This is a genomic window from Pedobacter sp. KBW01, assembly GCF_003852395.1.
In the GTDB taxonomy this organism is placed as follows: Bacteria; Bacteroidota; Bacteroidia; order Sphingobacteriales; family Sphingobacteriaceae; genus Pedobacter.
In genome coordinates this window covers 44,404-68,503 of the sequence record NZ_QAJQ01000011.1, presented here as the reverse complement: position 1 = coordinate 68,503, position 24,100 = coordinate 44,404, and the positions used below count along the sequence as shown (strand labels likewise).

At 41.8% G+C, this 24,100-nt stretch carries 12 protein-coding genes; all 12 read left to right on the top strand.

All coding sequences use genetic code 11. From position 1 onward, the window contains the following. Positions 1–20: 20 nt before the first annotated feature. The 12 genes from DBR40_RS12695 (at position 21) to DBR40_RS12640 (ending at position 24,089) form a co-directional block, all read left to right on the top strand. Entirely contained in the window at positions 21–1,868 is a 1,848-nt protein-coding gene (locus DBR40_RS12695; protein WP_124560127.1) for a rhamnogalacturonan lyase, read from the top strand. Position 1,869: 1 nt separating this feature from the next. After that, complete coding sequence (locus DBR40_RS12690) at positions 1,870–3,768, top strand: rhamnogalacturonan lyase (protein ID WP_199748333.1); 1,899 nt, start codon at positions 1,870–1,872, stop codon at positions 3,766–3,768. A 6-nt stretch (positions 3,769–3,774) separates the two neighbouring features. Then, the gene (locus DBR40_RS12685; RefSeq protein ID WP_124560126.1) at positions 3,775–4,539 is read left to right on the top strand and encodes a rhamnogalacturonan acetylesterase; all 765 of its coding nucleotides are present in this window, start codon (positions 3,775–3,777) and stop codon (positions 4,537–4,539) included. Positions 4,540–4,703: 164 nt separating this feature from the next. Then, positions 4,704–5,495 carry a rhamnogalacturonan acetylesterase gene (locus tag DBR40_RS12680; RefSeq protein ID WP_124560125.1) on the top strand — a complete coding sequence of 264 codons (792 nt, stop codon included), beginning with the start codon at positions 4,704–4,706 and terminating at the stop codon, positions 5,493–5,495. A gap of 93 nt (positions 5,496–5,588) precedes the next feature. After that, on the top strand, positions 5,589–8,492 hold the full coding sequence (locus DBR40_RS12675) for a sugar-binding domain-containing protein (RefSeq protein WP_124560124.1): 2,904 nt from the start codon (positions 5,589–5,591) through the stop codon (positions 8,490–8,492). A 19-nt stretch (positions 8,493–8,511) separates the two neighbouring features. Continuing rightward, complete coding sequence (locus DBR40_RS12670; protein WP_124560123.1) at positions 8,512–9,639, top strand: glycoside hydrolase family 88 protein; 1,128 nt, start codon at positions 8,512–8,514, stop codon at positions 9,637–9,639. A 5-nt stretch (positions 9,640–9,644) separates the two neighbouring features. Continuing rightward, the gene (locus tag DBR40_RS12665; protein WP_124560122.1) at positions 9,645–12,143 is read left to right on the top strand and encodes a glycosyl hydrolase 115 family protein; all 2,499 of its coding nucleotides are present in this window, start codon (positions 9,645–9,647) and stop codon (positions 12,141–12,143) included. A gap of 4 nt (positions 12,144–12,147) precedes the next feature. Beyond that, complete coding sequence (locus DBR40_RS12660; protein ID WP_124560121.1) at positions 12,148–14,598, top strand: glycoside hydrolase family 31 protein; 2,451 nt, start codon at positions 12,148–12,150, stop codon at positions 14,596–14,598. Between the two features lie 275 nt (positions 14,599–14,873). Continuing rightward, positions 14,874–15,182, top strand: coding sequence for an L-rhamnose mutarotase (gene rhaM, locus DBR40_RS12655; RefSeq protein WP_124560120.1), 309 nt, complete (start codon positions 14,874–14,876; stop codon positions 15,180–15,182). Positions 15,183–15,185: 3 nt separating this feature from the next. After that, on the top strand, positions 15,186–17,957 hold the full coding sequence (locus DBR40_RS12650) for a glycosyl hydrolase (protein ID WP_124560119.1): 2,772 nt from the start codon (positions 15,186–15,188) through the stop codon (positions 17,955–17,957). Between the two features lie 664 nt (positions 17,958–18,621). Beyond that, on the top strand, positions 18,622–20,808 hold the full coding sequence (locus DBR40_RS12645; RefSeq protein WP_158674044.1) for a fasciclin domain-containing protein: 2,187 nt from the start codon (positions 18,622–18,624) through the stop codon (positions 20,806–20,808). Between the two features lie 5 nt (positions 20,809–20,813). Continuing rightward, positions 20,814–24,089, top strand: a complete 3,276-nt coding sequence (locus DBR40_RS12640; protein ID WP_124560117.1) for a SusC/RagA family TonB-linked outer membrane protein — start codon at positions 20,814–20,816, stop codon at positions 24,087–24,089. Positions 24,090–24,100: the final 11 nt, after the last annotated feature.

Below are 24,100 nucleotides of genomic sequence, written 5' to 3'. Positions count from 1 at the left end.
ATATTTTCAATAAAACAGTTATGAACATCAAAATCTTCATTTTCTGTTTAATCAGCTTTACATTTTCTTTCAGTGCCATTTTTGCCCAGCGCCAGCTGGAAAAGCTGGGGCGTGGGGTAATTGCCGTACGTCAGAATAAAGATTCGGTTTATGTAAGCTGGCGTGTATTGGGCACCGATCCTGATGATATTGCTTTTAACCTGTACCGTAAAACCGGAAACAGCGAAGCGATAAAGCTCAATCACGACCCAATTACCCAAAGCAGCAACTTTATTGATGCTGGTGTTAAGTTTGGGCAGGCCAACAGTTATTTTGTTAAACCGGTTTTAAAAGGCCATGAATCTGAAGCCAGTAAAGCTTTTACTTTGGCTGCTAACCAACCTATTCAGCAATATTTAACTATCCCTTTAAAAACTCCTGCAGGCTATATCCCAAACGATGTTTCGGTGGGTGATTTAGATGGCGATGGTGAGTATGATATTGTGTTGCACCAAACCGGCAGAGGCCGCGATAACTCTTCAAACGGATTGACAGACCCGCCAATTTTTCAGGCTTACAAACTGGATGGTACTTTTTTATGGGAAATTAATCTGGGCAAAAATATCCGTGAAGGGGCGCATTATACCCAGTTTATGGTGTACGATCTGGATGGCGATGGCATAGCAGAAATGGTTTGTAAAACTGCTGATGGATCAATTGATGGCAAAGGAAAAGTAATTGGCGATGCCACCAAGGACTGGCGCAACCAGAATGGAAAAATATTAGATGGTCCGGAGTTTTTAACCGTTTTTAGCGGTAAAACAGGTGAAGCCCTGGCCACTACCGATTACATTCCTGCCCGTGGCGATATTGGTGCCTGGGGTGGTAAAGGTGGTAATGGTAAAAACGACAATACTGGTAACCGTGTCGACCGGTTTAATGCCTGCGTGGCCTATTTAGATGGGATACATCCCAGTGTGGTAATGTGCAGGGGCTATTACGGCCGGACAGTTTTGGCTGCCTGGGATTGGCGTAACGGAAAGCTAACATCAAGATGGGTATTTGATACCAAAGATGGCAAAAATCCATTTTCGGGTCAGGGTAACCATAACCTTACTGTTGCTGATGTAGATAATGATGGTAAAGATGAAATAATTTATGGTTCGATGTGTGTTGATGATAATGGAAAAGGTTTGTACACCACAGGTTTAAGGCATGGCGATGCCATTCATGTTTCGGATCTTGATCCCGAACATCCGGGTTTAGAAGTTTTTGGCGTACATGAAATAGAAGAAGGTACAAAAGGACCGGGGGCAGCAGTTTATGCCGCCAAAACCGGTGAAATATTATGGAATGGTTCTGATGATGAAGATGTAGGCAGAGGCGTGGCCGATAATATTGATAACACCCGTTATGGCGCACAGATGTGGTGGTCGGGATCGAACGGGCTATATGACATTAAGGGGAACAGGATTGGTGATCAGCCCCGCTCTACCAATTTCCTGATTTATTGGGATGGCGATTTATCGCGCGAACTTTTGGATGGGAACCACATTGATAAATACAACGGTGGGCGGCTTTTTACGGCCGATGGCTGCGTATCCAACAACGGAACAAAATCTACTCCGGCTTTAAGCGCCGATTTATTTGGCGATTGGCGTGAGGAACTGATTTTGAGAAGCTATGATAACCAGAGCTTACGCATTTATACCACTACTATCCCAACTGAACACCGCAATTATACATTGATGCACGATCCGCAGTACCGTTTAAGCATTGCCTGGCAAAACGATGGTTACAACCAGCCGCCACATACCGGTTTTTATTTCGGCTATGGGATGAAAAAAGCACCAAAACCTAGCATTGTACTTGTAGAGCCTAAAAAATAACATGTGTACCATTAAACAAGCTTTAATTTTTTGCTTCGCATTGCTTTTACCGGCAGGAGTAATGGCGCAACGCCAAATGGAAGCATTGGGCCGGGGCTTAGTAGCGGTACACATGCCCGGAGATAGCGTTTTTGTAAGCTGGCGGGTTTTAGGCACCGATCCTGATGATATTGCCTTTAACCTTTACCGTAAAACGAATCATAGCCAGGAGGTAAAATTAAACCAGACGCCAATAACCGGAGCTACAATTTTTACCGATAAAGAAATAAATTTCACAGTAGATAACGAATGGTTTGTAAAACCGGTTATCCATGGAAAAGAACAGCCGGAAAGCGGCGCTTTTACCTTGCAAAAAAATACCGCTGCCAAACCGTATTTGTCTGTCCCCCTAAAAACTTTGGCTGGCTATACGCCTAATGATGTTTCGGTTGGCGATTTGGATGGCGATGGAGAATATGAAATTGTTTTACATCAGGCAGGCATAGCGCATGATAATTCTCATCCGGGTTTTACTTCGGAGCCTTTGCTGGAGGCCTATAAACTGGATGGTACCTTTTTATGGCGCATTAACCTGGGCAAAAATATTCGCGAAGGTGCACATTACACCCAGTTTATCGTGTATGATTTGGATGGCGATGGCAGGGCAGAAATAGCTTGTAAAACAGCAGATGGGACTATAGATGGAAAAGGGAAAGTAATCGGCGATTCGACTAAAGATTGGAGAAATAAAAGCGGATATATTTTAGCCGGGCCAGAGTTTCTGACTGTTTTTGACGGCTTAACCGGAGCTGAAATTACTACAACCAACTTTATCCCTGAGCGTTCTCCAAATCTCAATCCTTCGCCCGAAGAACTAAAAAAGGCCTGGGGCGATGGTTATGGCAACAGAATGGACCGTTTTTTAGCGGCTGTAGCTTACCTCGACGGAAAACATCCCAGCTTAATTATGAGCCGAGGATATTACACCCGCACTTTTATAACCGCCTGGGATTTTAACGGGAAAAATCTCCATAAAAGATGGACTTTCGATAGTGGTGAGGATGGTAATAAGCGATATGGCGGTCAGGGAAACCATAATTTAAGCATTACCGATGTAGACGGCGATGGCAAAGATGAAATTATTTATGGCGCCATGACCATCGATGATGATGGAAAAGGATTATATACCACAGGTTTAGGTCATGGTGATGCTTTACATGTTGGCGATCTGGACCCCGATAGGCCTGGATTGGAAGTGTTCGATATTCAGGAAAGGTTTTCGGATGCCGGAGCAAACTTCAGGGATGCAAGAACGGGAGAGGTATTGTGGAAGAAAGCTTCGGTAAGTGCAGGGGCAGATGGCGAAGGGCCTGGAAGAGGGTTGGCGCTAAACATCGACCCCAGATACCGGGGATCTGAATGTTGGGTGGCCGGCGCAGGAATTACAGGAATGTTTGATGCCAAAGGCAACAAAATTTCGAATACTAACCCAAGTGTTAACTTCGGTATTTTTTGGGATGGCGACTGCCAGAGCGAACTTTTAAACAGCACTTCGATTGATAAATGGGATTATGAAAATGCTAAAACCGTTCGGCTGCTGAACGCAAGGGCCTACAACTGCTTATCCAATAATGGAACCAAATCTACCCCTGCATTATCGGCCGATATTTTGGGCGATTGGCGCGAGGAGGTGATTTACCGTACAGCCGATGCCAGCGAACTGAGGATATTTACCACCACCATTCCAACCACGCACCGCTTTTACACCTTTATGCACGATCCGCAGTACCGTTTAAGTGTTGCCTGGCAAAATGTAGGCTACAATCAGCCACCACATACCAGTTTTTACATGGGCGATGATATGAACCAGCCTCCAAAACCCAATATCAAACCAATTAAAAACCACCGCAATTCTCAATAAATTATCATGAAAAAATATAGCTACATCCTAACCGGAGTAATCATTACCCTTGCCACGCTTGCTTTTGTTGCACAGCATAAACCAGCTTTACATACCATTGGCGATTCTACCGTTCGCAACTCCAATAAAGAAACCTGGGGCTGGGGAACACCAATTGTTGAGCTTTTCGATACCACAAAAATCCATGTTGAAAACAATGCCATGGCTGGCCGGAGCACCCGTACTTACCTTTCGGAAGGCCGTTGGGATAAGGTTTTGGAAACGCTAAAGCCTGGCGATTTCGTAACCATGCAGTTTGGTCATAACGATGGAAGCGCACCTGATACTACAAAAGCAGGAAGAAGAGGTGTTTTAAAAGGGACAGGGGAAGAAACCAAAGTTTTAACCTGGCCTGACGGGAAAGTAGAAACCGTGCATACCTATGGCTGGTATATCCGCAAATTTGTGCGCGAAACCAAAGCAAAAGGAGCTACGCCCATTGTCGTTTCCATGATTCCGCGAAACATTTTTAAAGATGGTAAAGTAGTACGTGCCAGTAACGATTTTGGCAAATGGGCCGCTGAAGTAGCACAACAGGAAAATGCTTATTTCGTCGATCTGAATAAAATTACTGCCGATAAATACGATACGCTTGGGCCTGATAAAGTGAAGTTATATTTCCCTGGAGACCATACCCATACCAATTTAGAAGGCGCAAAAGTGAATGCTCAATCGGTAGTGGAGGGAATTAAGTCGCTAAAGGATTGTGATTTGAAGAAGTATTTGCTTTGAAACAAAACCTCGCAGGTTTTTTAACGAACTTCAAATTAAACCTGCGAGGTTTATGTAAATAGATTTCTCCATTCCGTTACGCTTCAGTCGAAATGACGATCCCAAATAATCTCTACAATCCATTAATCTGTGTAATCAAGCCCGAAGGGTGTAATCAATCAAAAATGAAATCAACTAAATACCTATACCTCATTCTCTTAACCGCATTCATTATTTTTTCTTCCTGCATTGTTTTAAAACAGCAGGCTAAACCCACTTTATTTCTCATTGGCGACTCGACCGTAAAAAACGGTAAAGGCAAAGGAGATGGTTCTTTGTGGGGTTGGGGGAGTTTTATTGGCAATTTGTTCAATACCGATAAAATAACTGTCGAAAATGATGCCCTGGGTGGAACCAGCAGCCGCACCTTTCAAACCAATGGCCTTTGGGATGCTGTTCTGGTAAAAATTAAAAAGGGCGATTTCGTAATGATGCAATTCGGGCATAACGACAGCAGTCCGTTAGATGATACTGCCCGTGCCCGCGGCACTATAAAAGGAATTGGTATGGAAAGCAAAGACACCTACAATCCCATCAAGAAAAAGCAGGAAACCGTTTATACCTATGGTTGGTACATGCGCAAATTTATTAACGATGTTAAAGCTAAAGGGGCAACGCCCATCATCTGTTCGTCTATTCCGCGTAATCCGGTTAAGGATGATCAGGTAGTTTTAGTCAACGATAGTTATGCCGGCTGGGCAGAAGAAGTGGCCAAAGCCGAAAAAATTGATTTTATCCCTTTAAACAAAATTATTAAAGATAAATACGCCGCTTTAAGTGCTACAGAGATTAAAAGTTTTTTTACCGAGAAAGATCATACCCACACCAACGAGGCAGGCGCAAAATTAAATGCCGCGGCTGTGGTAGCGGGATTAAAATCTTTACCAAACAACAACCTTAACCAATACCTCAAATAATACCTAAGCAGGATACTACAGGATGCCAACATGCGATTATTGTCTTATTTTAACAGCCTAACCAAATACCAGCGGTACTAAACCGTTCTATTTATGCAGATACAAGTTAACCGAATTTTAAAAGTACTCATGGGCATTGCTTTCATTATTTTGAGCATTGCGCAAACCCATGCCCAAAGTATTTCGCTGGCAGGCAAGTGGCGTTTCAAAATTGATGCTAAGGACGAAGGCATAAAAGGGAAATGGTACTCAACTGTTCTTCCCGAAGCTATTCAGCTGCCCGGGTCAATGGCCGAAAATTTAAAAGGTGATGATATAACCCTCAAAACAAAATGGACGGGTAGTATATACGATAGTTCCTACTTTTTTCATCCACGTTTAGCCAAATACCGCAAAGCTGATAATCTTAAAATACCCTTCTGGTTAACGCCCGCTAAGCATTATACCGGCGCGGCATGGTATCAGAAAGATGTAGAAATCCCCGCCAACTGGAAGGGTAAAAGGATGGTACTCTCTTTAGAATATCCCCATTCGGAAACACGGGTTTGGATAGATGAAATGGAGATAGGTACCCAATTTACTTTTGTAGTAGCCCAGAATTTTGAACTGCCCGCAAATTTAAAAGCCGGAAAACATACCATTACCTTATTAATCGATAACCGCATCAAGGCAATAAATGTCGGGCAGGATTCGCATAGCTTAACCGATCATACCCAGGGCAACTGGAATGGTGTGGTAGGCAAAATGGAACTGATGGCTGGCTCGCCTGTTTATTTTGAAGATATACAGGTTTATCCCGATTTAAAAAATAAGTCGGCTAAAGTTAAAATTCAGCTTAAAGCCAGTGCCAGCCAATCTGCTACCGGAAAAATTACACTTTCTGCTGCAACTTTCAATACCAAAAATGTAATTCAGGTTAAACCTGTAACAGCGCCATATCAAATTACCAATGGAGAAGGTACATTGGAAATCAATTTGCCAATGGGCGATAAAATAGCCACCTGGGATGAATTCGATCCGGCACTATATCGTTTAACAGCTGCCCTGATTTCGAAGGATGGTAAAAAGGACGAGAAAAAAGTACAGTTTGGGATGCGCGAGTTTAAAGCTGTAGGCAGATCTTTTGAAATAAACGGCAGACCGGTGTTTTTGCGTGGTACCGTAAACAACTGCGAATTTCCTTTAACCGGTTACCCTTCAATGGATGTTGCTGCTTGGGTACGCATCTTTAAAATTTCGAAAGCCCATGGTTTAAACCACATGCGTTTTCACTCCTGGTGTCCACCCGAAGCTGCTTTTATTGCTGCAGATCAGATTGGATTTTATCTGCAACCCGAAGGACCAAGCTGGGCCAATCATGGTTCGTCTATCGGAGATGGTAAACCCATTGACCAGTTTATTTACGACGAAACTGACCGCATGACCAAAAATTACGGCAACTACGCCTCTTTTTGTATGATGGCCTATGGAAATGAGCCACGCGGTAGGCAGGTTGAGTATCTCACCAAATTTAATAATTACTGGAAAGCCAAAGATTCGAGAAGGTTGTACACAGGCGCATCGGTTGGCGGTAGCTGGCCGGTGATTCCAAACAACGAATTTATGGTACGTGCAGGTGCCAGAGGGCTTGACTGGAGCAGGAAACCAGAAAGTATTTCTACTTATGCTAAACAGATAGAACAGTTTACGGTGCCTTTTGTGGCGCACGAAATGGGGCAGTACTGTGCATTCCCGAATTTCGATGAAATAAAAAAATACACCGGGGTTTACCGCGCAAAGAACTTCGAAATGTTTCAGGAAGACCTTAAAGATCACGATATGGCCGATCAGGCCCATGAATTCTTAATGGCTTCGGGTAAATTACAGGCACTTTGCTATAAAAATGAAATCGAAAAAGCATTACGAACACCCAATTACAATGGTTATCAGCTCTTGTCCTTAAATGATTATCCGGGACAGGGTACAGCACTGGTTGGTGTTTTAGATGCTTTCTGGGACGAAAAAGGATATATCACGGCTAAAGAATTCAAGCGTTTTTCTAATAGTACTGTGCCTTTGTTAAAAGTCTCGAAATTTGTGTTTACCAATGCCGAAACACTTGAGGCTGCGGTAGAAGTAGCGCATTTTGGTAAGGCACCTATTGAAAATGCAAAACTCTCCTGGACGGCAAAAGATGAAAGCGGTGCTATTATTGCCAGGGGTAATTTCAGTCCTAAAACCTTAGCGGTTACCAACTGTATTGCCATCGGAGAGATAAAAATTCCTTTAAATACCATTACAAAAGCAACAAAACTGAAACTGGAAGTTATGGTTGATGGAACTGAGTTTGCCAACGACTGGAATTTCTGGGTTTATCCGGCGCAGCTGCCTGAAGTTAAGAGCGAGGTGTATTACTGTACCAGTTTAGATGATAAAGCCCAGTCGGTTTTGGCCTCGGGTGGCAGTGTTTTCCTCAACGCATCGGGCAAAGTGGTAAAAGGAAAAGAAGTGGTTCAGACTTTTTTACCTGTTTTTTGGAATACTTCCTGGTTTAAAATGCGCCCGCCGCATACTTTGGGCATTTTGTGCGATCCAAAACATGCCGCTTTTAACAGTTTTCCAACCGATTTCCACAGCGATATGCAATGGTGGGAAATTGTAAACAAAGCGCAGGTAATGAACCTCGAAGATTTTCCTGTTGGTTTTAGGCCCATTATACAGCCAATCGATACCTGGTTTTTAAACCGTCGCCTGGCGCTGGTTTTTGAGGCAAAGGTAGGTAAAGGAAAGCTGATTGTTTCGAGCGCGAACCTATCTCCTGATCTGAAAGAAGCCCCGGCAGCACAGCAACTTTATTTCAGTTTGCAGCAATACATGTCGTCAAACCAGTTTAATCCAAAATATGAAGTTGCTTTTAGCACCGTGAGAGATATCTTCGAAAGTCCGTCGAAAATTCAGTTCGATACCTTTACAAAAGATAGTCCGGATGAGTTAAAAGTTAAACCTAAAACCAATTAATTAAGATAAGCGAAATAACATGAAGAAATTTGTATTCAGCACCGCAGTAATATTTAGCATAACTACCCAGGTACTTTTCGCCCAAAAAATCCCGAATAAAAAAGAGGTTTTAAAGGTGTTAAAATCTACAAACGCTTATTTTATGAATAAGTGGCCCGATGCCGGCAAATCGATCATAACCAATAAGGAAAGACCAAGCAACATCTGGACAAGGGCAGTTTACTATGAAGGCCTGATGAATCTGTATAAAATCAGCCCCGAAAAAGAATATTACGATTATGCCGTTCAATGGGGCCAAAAACACAATTGGGGTTTACGAAATGGCATTGCCACAAAAAATGCTGATGATCAGGCTTGTGGGCAGACTTACATTGATCTTTACCTGATTGATAAACAGCCCGAGCGTATAAAAGATATAAAGGCTTCGATAGATCTGGTAATGCAATCGGGCAAAGTTAACGACTGGACCTGGATTGATGCAATACAAATGGGCATGCCTGTTTTTGCCAAACTGGGTAAATTATACAACGATACCAGCTATTACAATTACATGTACAAAATGTACCTGCATTCGAAAAATACCGAAGGTGGTGGTTTGTACAATGCAAAAGATGGACTTTGGTGGCGCGATAAAGATTTTGTACCGCCTTATAAAGAGCCAAATGGCGAAGATTGTTATTGGAGCAGGGGTAATGGCTGGGTGGTTGCCGCACTGGTACGTGTTTTGGAAATTATTCCAGCAAATGAACCACACCGCAACGAATATTTAAAAACTTATCAGGAAATGATTAAAGCCCTGGTAGCTATTCAGCGCACCGATGGTTTTTGGAATGTGAGTTTGCACGATTCCACACATTTTGGCGGTAAAGAAACCTCTGGTACAGCACTATTTACCTATGGCCTGGCCTGGGGCGTAAATCATGGCATTTTAGATAAGGCCACTTATTTACCAATTATTACTAAAGCATGGAATGCCATGACTACGGATGCCGTTCAGAAAAATGGTTTTATCGGTTACATGCAAGGAACGGGTAAAGAACCAAAAGACGGGCAACCGGTTAGCTATACCAGCATGCCCGATTTTGAAGATTATGGTTTGGGCTGTTTTTTATTGGCCGGAACCGAAGTATATAAGCTTAAAAATTAGGCAGCATGAATTTCAGAAATTTAGCGGGTTTATTAGTATTGATTTCCTTCTTTTTGCTGCCTGAACAAAGTAGGGCACAAAAAGCAGGCATCGCTGTTTCTGAAATTAACAGTGCTTTAGCTTTCCCTATTGTTGATGGCGAAAAGCCTGCAGCCATTTATATTGATGCAAAGGATGCTGAAGTGGTTCATATCGCTGCAGAAGCTTTTAAAGCTGATATTCAGTTGTTAACAGGTCAAACCGCTCAGGTTTTGAAAAATAATCCCAATTTAAGTGCTTACCCCATCATTATCGGTACGATGGGGCAGTCGTTTTATATCGATCAATTGGCCAGGACAGGGAAAATTAACAGCGCCAGTCTATATGGCAAGTGGGAAACCTTTTCTGTTTCGGTTATCGAAAATCCGGTAAAAGGAGTGAAAAGAGCTTTGGTTATTGCTGGTAGCGATAGAAGGGGAACGGCTTATGGTGTTTTTCAGCTGTCGCGAATGATGGGCGTTTCGCCGCTTTGTTGGTGGGCAGATGTTAAACCGGCAACTAAAAAATCGCTCTTCGTAAAAGCCGGTCAAGCTTTGGTAGAATCGCCATCGGTTAAATACCGGGGAATTTTTATTAATGATGAAGACTGGGGTATCCAACCCTGGGCGGCTAAAATGATGGATACCGATGTAAAAGACATTGGACCTAAAACCTACACCAAAATATTCGAATTGCTGCTGCGCTTAAAAGCGAACTACATCTGGCCGGGCATGCACCCTTCAACCAAAGCATTTTATTATTATGCCAATAACCCCGTAATGGCCGATAAATATGGTATTATTTTAGGCTCTAGCCATTGCGAACCCATGCTGCGCAACAATGTTTTTGAATGGGCAGAGAATTTCGAGCACGAATATGGCAAGAAACCAGGCGAGTGGCGTTACGACCTCAACAAAAATGAGATTGTAAATTATTGGACCGACCGCGTAAAACAGGCTAAAAATTACGAATCGGTTTATACCGTCGGGATGCGTGGTATCCACGATGGCAGTATGCCCGGGCCAAAAGATAAAAATGAAAAGGTAAAACTGCTGGGCGAGGTAATTGCCGATCAGCGTGCCATTTTAAGCAAAAATATAACTAAACCAGTAAGTTCCATTACACAGATTTTTTGTCCTTACAAAGAAGTACTGTCTTTATATCAGGCTGGCTTAAAATTGCCTGATGATGTAACGATTGTTTGGGCGGATGATAATCACGGTTATATCCGTCAGCTTTCTAGTCCCGAAGAACAAAAACGATCGGGTGGGAGCGGTGTGTATTACCATATCTCGTACTGGGGGGCTCCGCAAGATTACTTATGGCTTTCGTCCATTTCTCCATCGCTGATGGCTTACGAGTTAACCAAAGCCTATCAGTATAAAGCCGATCGCCTTTGGGTAATTAATGTGGGCGATATTAAACCTGCAGAAATGGAAATCCAGTTTGCAATGGATCTGGCCTGGAATGTAAACCGATGGAAGCCCGAAAACGCCGATCGATATGCCGAAAGCTGGGCTGCCGAAACTTTTGGTGCCGAATTTGCAAAACCGATTGCGGAAATAAAGGCTGTTTATTATCGCCTGGCACAGGCTGCTAAACCAGAGCATATGGCCAGTGTTAATTTTACCGACGAAGAGGCAGACGAAAGACTAGCCGATTACGAAAAGATTTATCATCAGGCCAAAAGTTTAGCTGATCAAATCCCCGCCAGGTTAAAAGATGCTTATTTTGAGCTGATCCTTTACCCGGTTGAAGGGGCGATGCTGATGAACAAGAAGATTTTATACGCAAAAAAAAGTCTAATCTTGGCAGCAAACGGAGATCAATCGGCTTTAAGCTATTCAAAGAAATCGAAAGCAGCTTTTGATCAGATTCAGGTAATTACCAAAAAATACAATGAAGAAATTGCCGGCGGTAAATGGAACGGAATGATGAGCTGGAAACCACGTGATTTAGCGGTTTTTAAAATGCCCAAAGTGGCAGATACGGTAGCAACGCAATCGTCGGCCCCTAAAGCGAACGAAGATAAAATAACAGTTCGTGCAGCCGAATATGTAGCAAAATCATCGCCGAAAGGACTTTCATTACAAACTATTAAAGGACTCGGCTTGGGTGGCAATGGCATTTCTGTGCTTCCTTTTACATTTAAACCTTTTAGCGAAAAAGACTTGCAAAACGCACCTTACGCCAGTTACACCATTGATTTTAAAACGCAGGGCGGGCACCAGATTGAGGTGAAATGTTTACCTACCCAGGGCGTTAATAACGGCATAAAAGTGCGTTATGCCATTTCGGTTAATGATGATCAGCCTCAGGTAATTAATATTTCTCCGGCTTCAGAAAATAACATCTGGAAACAGAATGTATTGCAAGGTTACGCTTCGGGTATAACCAAGCATCAGGTAAATAAAACAGGAAAATCAACAGTTAAAATCTATATGCTCGATCCGGGATTAGTGCTTAACCAGTTGGAAATAAAATAGTACAATGAAGAAACTTTTAGTCTTTGCCCTTTCCTTAACTTTTGCCCTGTCTTTTGCCCAAGCGCAAAGTATAGGCGATTATAAATCCGGTTTTAAAAAAGCGGGGAATATCATTTCATTTTCTACCACCAAAGGGGAGGTGAAGTTTGAATTCTGCACGCCAGAAATATTCCGTATCAGAACCAGCTGGAACGGTAAATTCGAAACCAACGAAAACCTGATGGTAATTCAATACAACTGGGCCAATGTTGCCGTTAAAGTTTCGGATAAGCAAGATCATTTTTTGCTTACTACCACTAAGCTAATGGTTAAACTCTACAAAGCACCGTTTAGGCTCGATGTTTATGATGCCAAAGGTAAATTGTTAAGCAGCGATGCAAATGGCGCAATTGTTAAAGAAGATCCCCAGGTAGGTGTAACCAAAAAACTGCAGGCTGATGAGCATTTCTTTGGCTTTGGCGAGCGTATGGATTTTATGGATCGCCGTTTTAAAAAGGTAACTTTAAACGTTGGTCGTGGTAAAGGCTTGCCACACGCTATCGGCGCTTACAACATATTGGAAGCCAATTATTGTCCGGTTCCGTTTTTTATGAGTACAAAAGGATATGGCATTTTTCTGCATAATTCTTTCGCTACCGAATGGGATATGGGGGCTTCGAAAAAAGACCAGTACAGTTTTAAGGCAGCTGATGGAGAATTGGATTATTATTTCATGTATGGACCAACTTTCCCTGCTATTTTAGATCACTATACCAGTATTACAGGTAAATCGCCTATGTTACCGCAGTTTGCTTTAGGTTTACACGCGGGCACTTACAGTGGCGGTACCTGGGGTTACGAAGCACAAACGTCCGATCATTATGTGGTTGAGCTGGCAAAAAAATACAGATCGCTGGGGATTCCGGTTGATCTGCTTTGGCTCGATTCGACCTGGCGCCTATTTGGCGAAAACGGAGGGAAAGGCGCCACTTCTTTTGAGTGGAGGGAAACTTTTAAAAATCCGAAATCGATGTTCGACAGCATTTATGCCATGAACTATAAAATGGTAGGCTTGCACCTTCGTCCGAGGTTTGATAATGCCAAAAAACTAAACCTGTTAGATCAGGCCAGGGAAAAAGGCTATACCTATCCTGAAAATGGTAAACCGGGCGAATTTGTAAACTTTTTTGATGAGAAGGCCACACAATGGTGGTGGGATAATGGTGTAATGCGCGTTGCAAAATTAGGCGCTAAATTCCTGAAAACAGATGAGGGAAGCGCTTTTGGTGCACTCGCCAACGAAAGTGAAAAAGTAGGGCCAACAGGAAAAGATGCTGAGCGCTTGCACAACCTTTTTCCGGTGGCCTATGCCAAAGCACCATTTTTAGAATTTGAAAAATTTAATGGCTTTAGAGGATTGAACCAAACCCGCGAAGGCTACTCGGGCATACAGCGTTACCCTTACATTTTTGCTGGCGACTGGCCAAGCGAGTGGCAATATTTTGCACCGGTAATTAAGGCAGGTTTAAATGTGGGTTTATCAGGCGTAGGCTCATGGGCGCATTGTATGGGCGGTTTTGAACATCAGGCCGATCCCGAATTATATATCCGTTGGGTTCAGTTTGGTATGTTTAGCCCTATTGCATTGGTTTTTGGGATGGATCATCCCGGTTATAAAGAACCCTGGAAATATGGCGAAGATGCCCTGCGTAATTTCAAAAAGTACGATTTGTTGCGTTACCGTTTGTTCCCTTACCTGTACATCAGTATGCACCAGCAGTACCAAACAGGTTTACCGATGATGAGAGCCTTAGTACTAAACTACCAGGATGACGAAAATGTTTACGAAATCGGCGATCAATATTTATTTGGCGATAATTTAATGGTTGCGCCTGTTACAACCAAAGGAGCCATTACCCGCTCGGTTTACCTGCCCGAAGGTACCTGGTTTAACTATTGGACGGGGGAGAAATACAATGGTAAAAGTTATCATCATGTTGTAGCACCTTTAGATACCATTCCATTGTTTGTAAAAGCTGGCAGTATTATTCCCATGCAGCCAGAAATGGCATATAGTGGCGAAAAACCGGTTGATGTAATCACACTTGATGTTTTTCCTTATGGTGAATCTAAATATGATCTTTATGAAGATGATAATTTAAGCGCCGCCTATAAAAAAGGAGATTTTGCTTTAACCACCATTAACGCTTCGTTAAAATCAACAGGTTTTACACTCAAAGTGAATAAACCTGCCGGAAGTTTTAAACCAGGCAAACACAAATACCTGGCTAAGCTGCACTGGCAGGGGCAGACCGCACCAAAAACGGTTACAGAGAATGGTACGGTAGCAAAGCAGTTGCAAAATGCTGGCCAATTAGATCAATCAGCAGGCTGGTATTACGATATAAATGCGAAATTGCTTTGGATTAAATCAGCAGGAGACAATGGGGCAGATTTGAAGTTTGAAGTTAATTAGGTTTTTGTGGTTCGTGGTGACACGAACCAGGGCGGTTTGTCATGCTGAACGCAGTGAAGAAGCTCTCACTGTGTAAGGATTAGTGATAGGTCTTCGACAGGCTCAGACTGACAACGTAGGTTGTTTACTTAAGTAAGAAGAAAACAGTTCTGTGCTTTGCGTGCCTCCGCGGCAAAAAATAGGAGGTAGCGTTAAGATTCCCGCCTGCGCGAGAATGATGACCGCTTAAAATAAACGGGTTTTAACAAAACCATTAAAAAAATAAAATCGAAAACATGAAAATTGCATTTAAGATGAAACTTAAACCCGGTTTTGAAACAGAATACAAAAAGCGCCACGATGAAATCTGGCCTGAACTGGCAACTTTGTTAAAAGAAAATGGTATTAGCGATTATTCTATCTTTTTAGATGAAGAAACCAATACCCTTTTTGCCGTGCAGCAGCAAAACGGAAGCTCATCGCAAGATTTGGGCAGCACGCAGATTGTGCAGAAATGGTGGGCTTACATGTCCGATATTATGGAAACCAATGCAGATCATTCTCCAAAAACATTCCCTTTAGAAATGGTATTCCACTTAGATTAAATTATGCAATTATATAGATTCTTTCCTGTCCTGCTGTTTGGTACATTAACTTTTGGCATCGCTACAGCACAAAAGCCAGTAAAAAATACAGGAGGCTGGCCTGTTATCGAAAAGCAAATGAAACCCTGGACCCGTTGGTGGTGGATGGGTAATGCTGTTGATGAACAGAATCTGAGTGCCGTATTGCAGAAATACAAGGATGCAGGTTTGGGTGGGGTAGAAATTACACCTATTTATGGTGCCAAAGGTTATGAAAAGCAATACCTTGATTTTTTATCGCCTGCCTGGATGAATAGTTTACATTTTACCGTTAACAAAGCCAATGCCCTGGGTTTAGGTGTAGATATGAATACAGGCACAGGCTGGCCATTTGGTGGGCCGCAGATTAAGCCCGAAAATGCAGCAACCAAACTAATTGTTCAGCAATATGCCCTTAAAGCCGGTGAAAAATTAACCGAAGCCATTAAAGTTAAAGAAGCCAAACAAGATTTTGCACAGTTACAGGCCGTAACCGCTTACAGCGAAAATGGCGAAGTAGTTAACCTGCTTTCAAAAGTTGATGGAGAGGGGAAGTTAAACTGGTCGCCCGGTAGTGGAAACTGGGATATTTATGCTGCTTTTGCAGGTAAAACCAGGCAAATGGTTAAACGTGCAGCACCAGGCGGCGAGGGTTTTACTTTAGATCACTTGGATAAAAATGCCGTAAATGTTTACTTAAAAAGGTTTTCGGATGCTTTTGCTGGAAAACCACAAGGCATCAGGTCGTTTTTTAACGATAGTTACGAAGTGTATGGTGCAACGTGGACATCAACTTTTTTTCAGGAATTTAAGAAAAACAGGGGATACGATTTAGCCGGCTATCTTAAAGATTTAAGCAGCAAAGACTCTACCGCTGAAAACATAGCCCGTTTAAAATCCGATTACAGGGAGACTATGGACGAACTTTTGCTCCATAACTTTACCCAAAACTGGACCGATTGGGCACATGGCCTTCAATCGAAAACCAAAAACCAGTCGCATGGTTCGCCGGGTAACCTGCTCGATTTATATGGAGCAGTTGATATTCCCGAAACAGAAATTTTTGGCTCCAGCTATTTTCCAATTGCCGGACTTAGACGCGATGCCGGCGATATCAGAAATGTAGATCCCAACCCAATCATGTCTAAATTTGCCTCGTCAGCAGGGCATACGGGCGGCAAAAAACTCATTTCGTCAGAAACTTTTACCTGGCTTACCGAACATTTTAAAACTTCTTTTTCGCAGTGCAAACCAGAGGTAGAGCAGTTGTTTTTATCAGGTGTTAATCATGTTTTTTACCACGGTACCACCAATTCACCAGCCAATGTGCCCTGGCCGGGCTGGTTGTTTTATGCCTCGGTAGAAATGAACCCAAACAACAGTTTGTGGCCACAGGCACAGGGATTAAATAATTATATTGCCCGCTGTCAGTCTATTCTCCAGTCGGGGCAAGCCGATAACGAAATTTTAATTTACTGGCCGGTTTACGATGTATGGAACAAGGCCAAAGGCCTGGATATGGCCCTGAAAGTACATGATATAGACGAATGGTTGTATCCGACACCATTTTATAAACTTGCAAAACAGCTTTCAAAATCGGGTTATGCTTACGATTTCGCATCCGACAGGTTGCTGAAGAAATCGACGATAAATGGCGAACAGATCAGCACCAGCAATGCAGCAGCTCCATATAAAGTATTGCTTATTCCACAATGTGAAATGATGAGTGTTGAAACTTTAAACACCATTATACAGCTGGCCAATAACGGGGCTAAAGTAATTTTTGAGGCTTTACCACAGGATGTTCCCGGTTTAAACAACTTGAACACAAGACGTGGGCAGTTAAAATCTATTTTGGCCAAACTCACTTTTACTGAAGGGGACGATGGTGTTAAAACATTTAAAACCGGTAAAGGTGAAATTATACTAAGCAGTGATGTTCAAAAAGGGCTACAATTGGTTGCAGTTAACCACGAGGCCTTAACCGATTCGGGATTGCAGTTTATCAGGAGAAAAACCACCACAGGCAAATATTACTATTTGGTTAACCATACCGCTAAAGATATCGATACCTTTCTGACATTGAATGAAGCTGGTTCGGTGTTGATTATGGACGCTCAAAGTACTGCGATAGGTTTGGCTGAGGTAAATAACGGAAAAGTGCGCGTACAGATCAAATCGGGTGAAACGCTTTTTCTGCAAGTGGGAGCGAATGTTGCCGGAAATAAACCCTGGCTTTACCTCAATAAAGCTGCTGACGCGGTTACCATAACTAAGCCCTGGGATTTACATTTTACAGCCGGCGGTCCCGAAATCCCAGCTGACCAGAAGTTAAATAAACTGGTATCGTGGACGGAATTAAACGATCCTAAACTGCAGGCCTTTTCGGGGACGGGCGTGTATAGCTCGAGCTTTGATTTAAAAGAGAAATCGGCCAAAGAATATCTGCTGAACCTGAACCAGGTTGATGAAAGCGCAAGGGTATGGATTAACGGACAAGAAGTCGGTATTTTGTGGAGTATCCCTTTCGAAACCCGTATTGGCAAATACCTGAAAGCTGGCAACAATACCATTAAAGTAGAAGTAGTTAATTTAATGGCCAACCGGATCAGGGATATGGACATTAAAAAAATACCCTGGCGCAATTACCATGAAATCAATTTTGTAAATATTAACTATAAAGATTTTGATGCCTCAAACTGGACGGTAATGCCATCGGGACTAATCGGACCGGTAACCATTACACCTTATTATTAGGAAACCTGAACTTAAACTTTCATCGTCATTGCTGTAAAGGTTTAGTAATTCGGTAACAGAATCGCTAAACCTTTACAATTGCGAACCTTTCTTCAAGATCGTCATTTCGAGCGGAGTGCAACGGAGTCGAGAAATCTAATTAAGATCTCTCCGTTTCGCATCGCTCCAGTCGAGATGACGAGGATTAAATAGGAGAACCACCCAGTGCTCAGCTAAATCTAATTAAACATGTCTCCGTCTGGAGCGCGTCCTTCCTTATTTACATTTTTTGTTAAAAACATGTATGAATAATCAGTCGAAAAATATTTAACAAATTAATTTTTGGATTCATTAATCGATTTAGTTGGCTATAATGGAGTATTTTACATTCATGCTAATATTTTACAATAAAAAGGCAGGATAGTACAGGATGGGATTTTTATTGCACATTTTTATATTTAAGAAATAATTTTTCTAACCAGATAACCTTTTAACCAAAAATTAATTAACGAACGTTAATACCATTCTATGTAATAAAACTCTACGCATCCTTTCCGATCAATTTTTCCCACACCAACTTCTAATTGATTTAGATACTTAGCTTTTTATTGCCCAGTATTTTTAATGGCCGTTATCCAATAAAATTGCTATGAGTATAACTTTACCCAGATTTTTAATCGTCTTTTTGACAGTTATCTTTTTTCTGAGCAGTTGCCGAAAAAAGGAATTTGATGAATTTTATGGCCGCCCCGAAAATTTAGGCGATCCGATTTATCAACAGCTTCAGGCCAAAGGTAATTTCACTAAGTTTTTAGATTGTGTAGATAAGGCAGGTTACAAAGAAACCTTAAGCGCAGCTGGCTCGTGGACCGTTTTTGCGCCAACTGACGAAGCTTTTGCTACCTATTTAAAAGATAATAACCTAACAGAGGTTTCGGTTGATCTCGCTTCGAAAATTGTACGCTACTCAATGATTTACGATGGTGAAAAAGTAGAGCGCTTAAGCGATTTTTTCTCTGTTAAGGGTTTTGTTAAAAATACAGCTTTTAGAAGGAGAACCGTTTACTACGATTTTGTTTATGATGGGAAAGATAATAACGGAAATGCAATTAAGGTGATTGCCAACAATCGCAATGGCGCATATGCTTCTGGGGATTTTAACAATAAAAGCATCACTTATTTCTTATCGCCCTTTATGGTGTTTTCTGGCTTATCGGCAAGTGATTACAACTTCTTTTATCCTAACGTAAACTATAATGGCGCTAATGTTGGTCCGGCACACATACTTAGTAATCAGCAGAATATTATTGCCGAAAACGGGGTTATTCACGTTGTAGATAGGGTATTAACCCCACCACAGAATATTGATCAGTATGTGAATGAGAAAGCTGAGTATAGTACATTTAAAGATTTACTGGACAAATTTGTAACCTATAACCTGAATGCAGACATTTCGCACCGTTACGAAGTATTAAACGGAAAAGCGGCCAATGTATATGTTAAAAGCTACAGTGCTTTATTGGGTTTTTCGCCAAACAACGAAAATTATTCGAAGGTTGATGCTAACGATGCTCAACAAAGTTCTTACAGCATTTTGGCACCCACAAACAGTGCGGTTGATACCTATGCTAAAAATGTTTTATTAAAATACTGGAGAAAAAAGGGCGTAAAAACACTTAACGAACTTTATGTTGTAGCGCCGGATCTAATCAGGGATTACATTAATTCGCACCTTTACAATACTACTTTATGGCCTACTAAGTTTGGAACCACACAAAATGTATTGGGCGATTTTACCAAACTAGCCACCACAGATGTTGTAGACAGGCAGGTTTTAAGCAATGGTTTTTTATATGGTGTAAATAAAAGCCAGGATGCCAGTGTATTTTCTACTGTATACGGAAACGTAAACCTTGATCCTGACTACAATATCATGAAGCAGGCACTTAACTATTTCGCGCTTACCATTCCGCTAAAAACACCTTCATTAAAATACGTTATTGTTCCTATTCCCGATGTAACCTTGAAAAAAATGGGATTTACTTATGAACCATTTTACGTAACCCAGCCCATCCGTGGCGATTTACAGGCTTTAAGGCGAATTCTTCAAACACATATTATTCCGCTTGGCGACCGTGCCATTCCAAACTTTACAAGTGGCTCGGGTATTTTAGAAACTTCAAACGGCGAGTATATCAAATATGATAAAGGCACCCTGTATTCTGCCGGAACCCAGGACAGTACTTTGGTGGCAAAACAAACTATTCCTATCGATTCGATTAGCACCAGTCCGGTAAACGGAGCCGCCGTTTACGGTAAAGAGGCACTTACCTATACCGCTTTAAATGTGGGCAAACATATCGAAAAATATGGTTTGGTTGCTACTGCACCTTACTATAACTTTTATCAATACCTGTTTAACAGTGTATTGTACAACAAAACCACAGGAGCAATTTCGGGCCTTACCGATGGGGTAAGCTACACGGTTTTTATCCCTACAAATGCAGCCATTGTACTTGCCGTAAAAGCAGGACTATTACCAGGTAATGTAACTACAGGCGTACCCAATTTTACTTCGGCCGATGGTGTAGATATTACCAAAGTGAGCAAATTTATCCAATACCACATTATCAATAAAAGTACAGTTGTAAGTGATGGACAAAAAATAGGTGAGTTCGAAACCTTACTTAAAAACGATGCTGGTGATGCCGCAAAAATAAATGTTATAATCAATACCACCAATTCGCTCATGTTGCGCGATGTAACGGGTACAACGGTAAATGCGTTATTGGGTGCTACTGATAGGAGTAATGTGCTATCCAACCGCACAGTTATCCACCAGATCAATTCTTATCTTAAATATCAATTCTAACCAATATGACTAAAATATATACCTACAGTATTTTTATTTTATTATGCTGTTTGCTGATGCCGGCTATAACCAATGCCCAGCAAATCAATTATGTGAAGGGGAAAGTAATCGATAAAAAGGATAAGCAGCCAATTATTGGGGCATCGGTAGTGCTTGTTGATAAAGATAAGCGGGTAGTAAAAGGAGTGTCTACAGATATTGACGGAAATTACTCACTCCCTGTTGCAGATAAAAGCTACCGCATTTCGGTTTCTTATATTGGATATAAATCAACTGCTCCACTTTCAATCGATAAGGCGGTAATCAACTTCCAGTTAGAGGCTGCCGATAATCAAATGGATGAAGTACAGATTGTTTCGAGGGCAAAAACAGATAACGGTAGTGGTATGAGTATCGATAAACGCGATCAGACTTCGGCAGTTGGTACCATCAATGCAAAAGAGTTAGAAGATATGCAGGCCGCTTCTATCGATCAGGCTTTACAGGGCAGGCTTGCAGGTTTGGATATTGCAGCGAGCAGTGGCGATCCGGGTGCGCCGATGCAGATCAGGATCCGCGGTACATCATCTATTAATGGCGCGGTAGATCCGCTTATTGTGGTAGATGGAATGCCATACGATATCAGTATCCCTTCTGATTTTAATTTCGCCACTTCTGATGAAAACAATTATGGTCAGCTTTTAAATATTGCACCTTCTGATATTAAAGAAATTAGTGTGCTCAAAGATGCCGCCGCAACCGCTGTTTGGGGATCGCGGGCAGCAAATGGTGTTTTGGTAATTACAACAAAAAGAGGGGTAATGGGGCCGCCTGTTATTTCTTATAACTTTAAAGGCTCTTATTCCAAGCAGCCAAGTGCTATTCCAATGTTAAATGGTAATCAGTATTCATCACTGATACTGGAAGAGTTTTACAATGCAGGCAGGCAGTTTTCAACTTCTGATTTTGCTAAGCAGTTTCAATACGATCGTAACGATCCGTATAATTACTACAACTACAGCAACAATACCGATTGGTTAGAATCGATTACCAGGATCGGGTATTTACAAGATCACAACCTTTCGGTATCGGGTGGTGGCGAGAAAGCCAAGTATCGTGCTTCTTTAAATTACTTTAATCAGAACGGTACCACTGTTGGCACAAGTTTGGGCCGTTTAAGTGCCCGGGTAAATTTAGATTATATTGTATCGAACAAGATTCGTTTTAGTGCTGATATTGCGTACACCCATATCGATAACCAAAATTCTTATACCAACGGGATAAGGGATGTTGCCTACACCAAAATGCCCAATCAGGCGGTGTATGAGTATGATGAATACGGCAATTTAACCTCAAATTATTTTAGTCCGGCAAACACCGCACAAGGTAGCTTTCTGTACGATTTTTCAAAATCTAAGATATCGGGAACTTATAACCCGCTGGCTATGGCCATGGCAGGTAGCAACCAGCAGTTTGGCGAAAGGGTAATCCCGAAATTTGGTTTATTTTATCAGATTACTGATAAACTGCGCCTGAATGCAAATTTCCAGGCCGATATCAATAATACAAAAGTGAAGAGCTTTTTGCCGCAAATTGCAACAGGAAGGCCATTTTCTGAGCCTGTTGTAAATTATGCAGGCGATTCGGACGGCGATGCTTTTACCATGGCCACCAACATTTCGGTAGAGTATAAGCCCGATTTGGGAAAAAACAATGATTTGGGGTTATTTGCGAGGTTTGATAGTAACGATAGCCGCAGAACAGGGCAGGGGATGTTTGCCACCAATACTGCATCGTCATATCTGGCCGATCCTTCAATTGATAGCCGTACAAATCAAACCGGCTCTGCTTACTCTTCTTTTGCACAAAGCCGTTCAGTTGGTTTGCTGTTAAATGCACAGTATAAACTGCTCGATCGCTATATCATAAATGTAGGGGTAAGAGGTGATGGCAATTCTAAATTCGGACCAAACAACCGTTATGGTATATTTCCTTCCACATCAGTACGCTGGAGGGTTTCGGGCGAGCCTTTTATGAAGGGAACCCAAAAATATATAGATGACCTGAGTTTCAGAGCAAGTTATGGTGTAGTTGGTAACGCACCCCGTAACGATTATTCTTACTTTAATACCTATCAGAATTATGGTTTCAGCTATTTGGGTACATCAGGGGTTTATCCTTCCAATATCGAGCTGTCAGACTTGCGCTGGGAAAAGGTTACACAATCTAACGTGGGTTTAACTTTGGTTTTATTGAAAAATAAGCTGAATATGGATATTGATGTGTACCGTAAACGTACATCTGATTTATTCTATAATGGTTTGGCTATTCCAACCTACAACGGCTACTCTGGCGTAGATATGAACGTGGGTACCATGGATAACCAGGGCTGGGAGTTTAGCTTGTTCTACACGGCAGTACGGTCAAAAAAAATCAGACTGGATTTTAATTTCAATATCTCACATAACGAAAATATGATCCGTGAAGTTTCGCCACTATATCCAAGGGAGAATAATGCGAAAATAACAACTAACAATGCTTTTAAAGTTTACCTGCAGGAAAACAATCCATTTGGTTCGTTTTATGGATTTAAGTTTAAAGGGGTATACAAAGATAAAAACTCAACTATAGCAATCGATGAAAACGGAAACCAGATTATAGGGCCAAACGGGCAGCAAATTTATATGCGTTTTGCCTACCCAACTATTGATTATGTTTTCCAGCCAGGAGATGCCATGTACGAAGACATTAACCATGACGGAAATATCGATTACAAAGATATTGTTTACCTCGGTAACGGTAACCCTAATTTAACAGGCGGTTTCGGAACAGCCCTTACCATTAACGGCAACATCAGGTTTGGTGCTAACTTTACTTACCGTACAGGTTATCAGATTATTAACGGAACCAAAATTAATACCACCAGTATGTACGGTTTTAACAACCAAAGTACTGCCGTATTACGCCGCTGGAGGGCAGAGGGCGATATTACCGATATGCCGCGCGCAACTTATGCTACAGGTTATAATTTCCTTGGATCGGATCGCTATGTTGAAGATGGTTCTTACCTGCGCTTACGGAGTATAACACTGAAATATGATTTTAATAAAAATCTGCTCAAGCGTTTGGGTATGAAAGGGCTTAGCGCCAACATCATGATGGAGAATGTGTTAACCTTTACCAAATACACCGGGCAGGATCCGGAGGTTCCGATTAAATTATCAACATTTTCTACCGTGATTGATAATTCAACCACGCCGCCAATCAAAACAATCACCCTTGGTTTAACTGCAAATTTTTAATCAGCAATAGA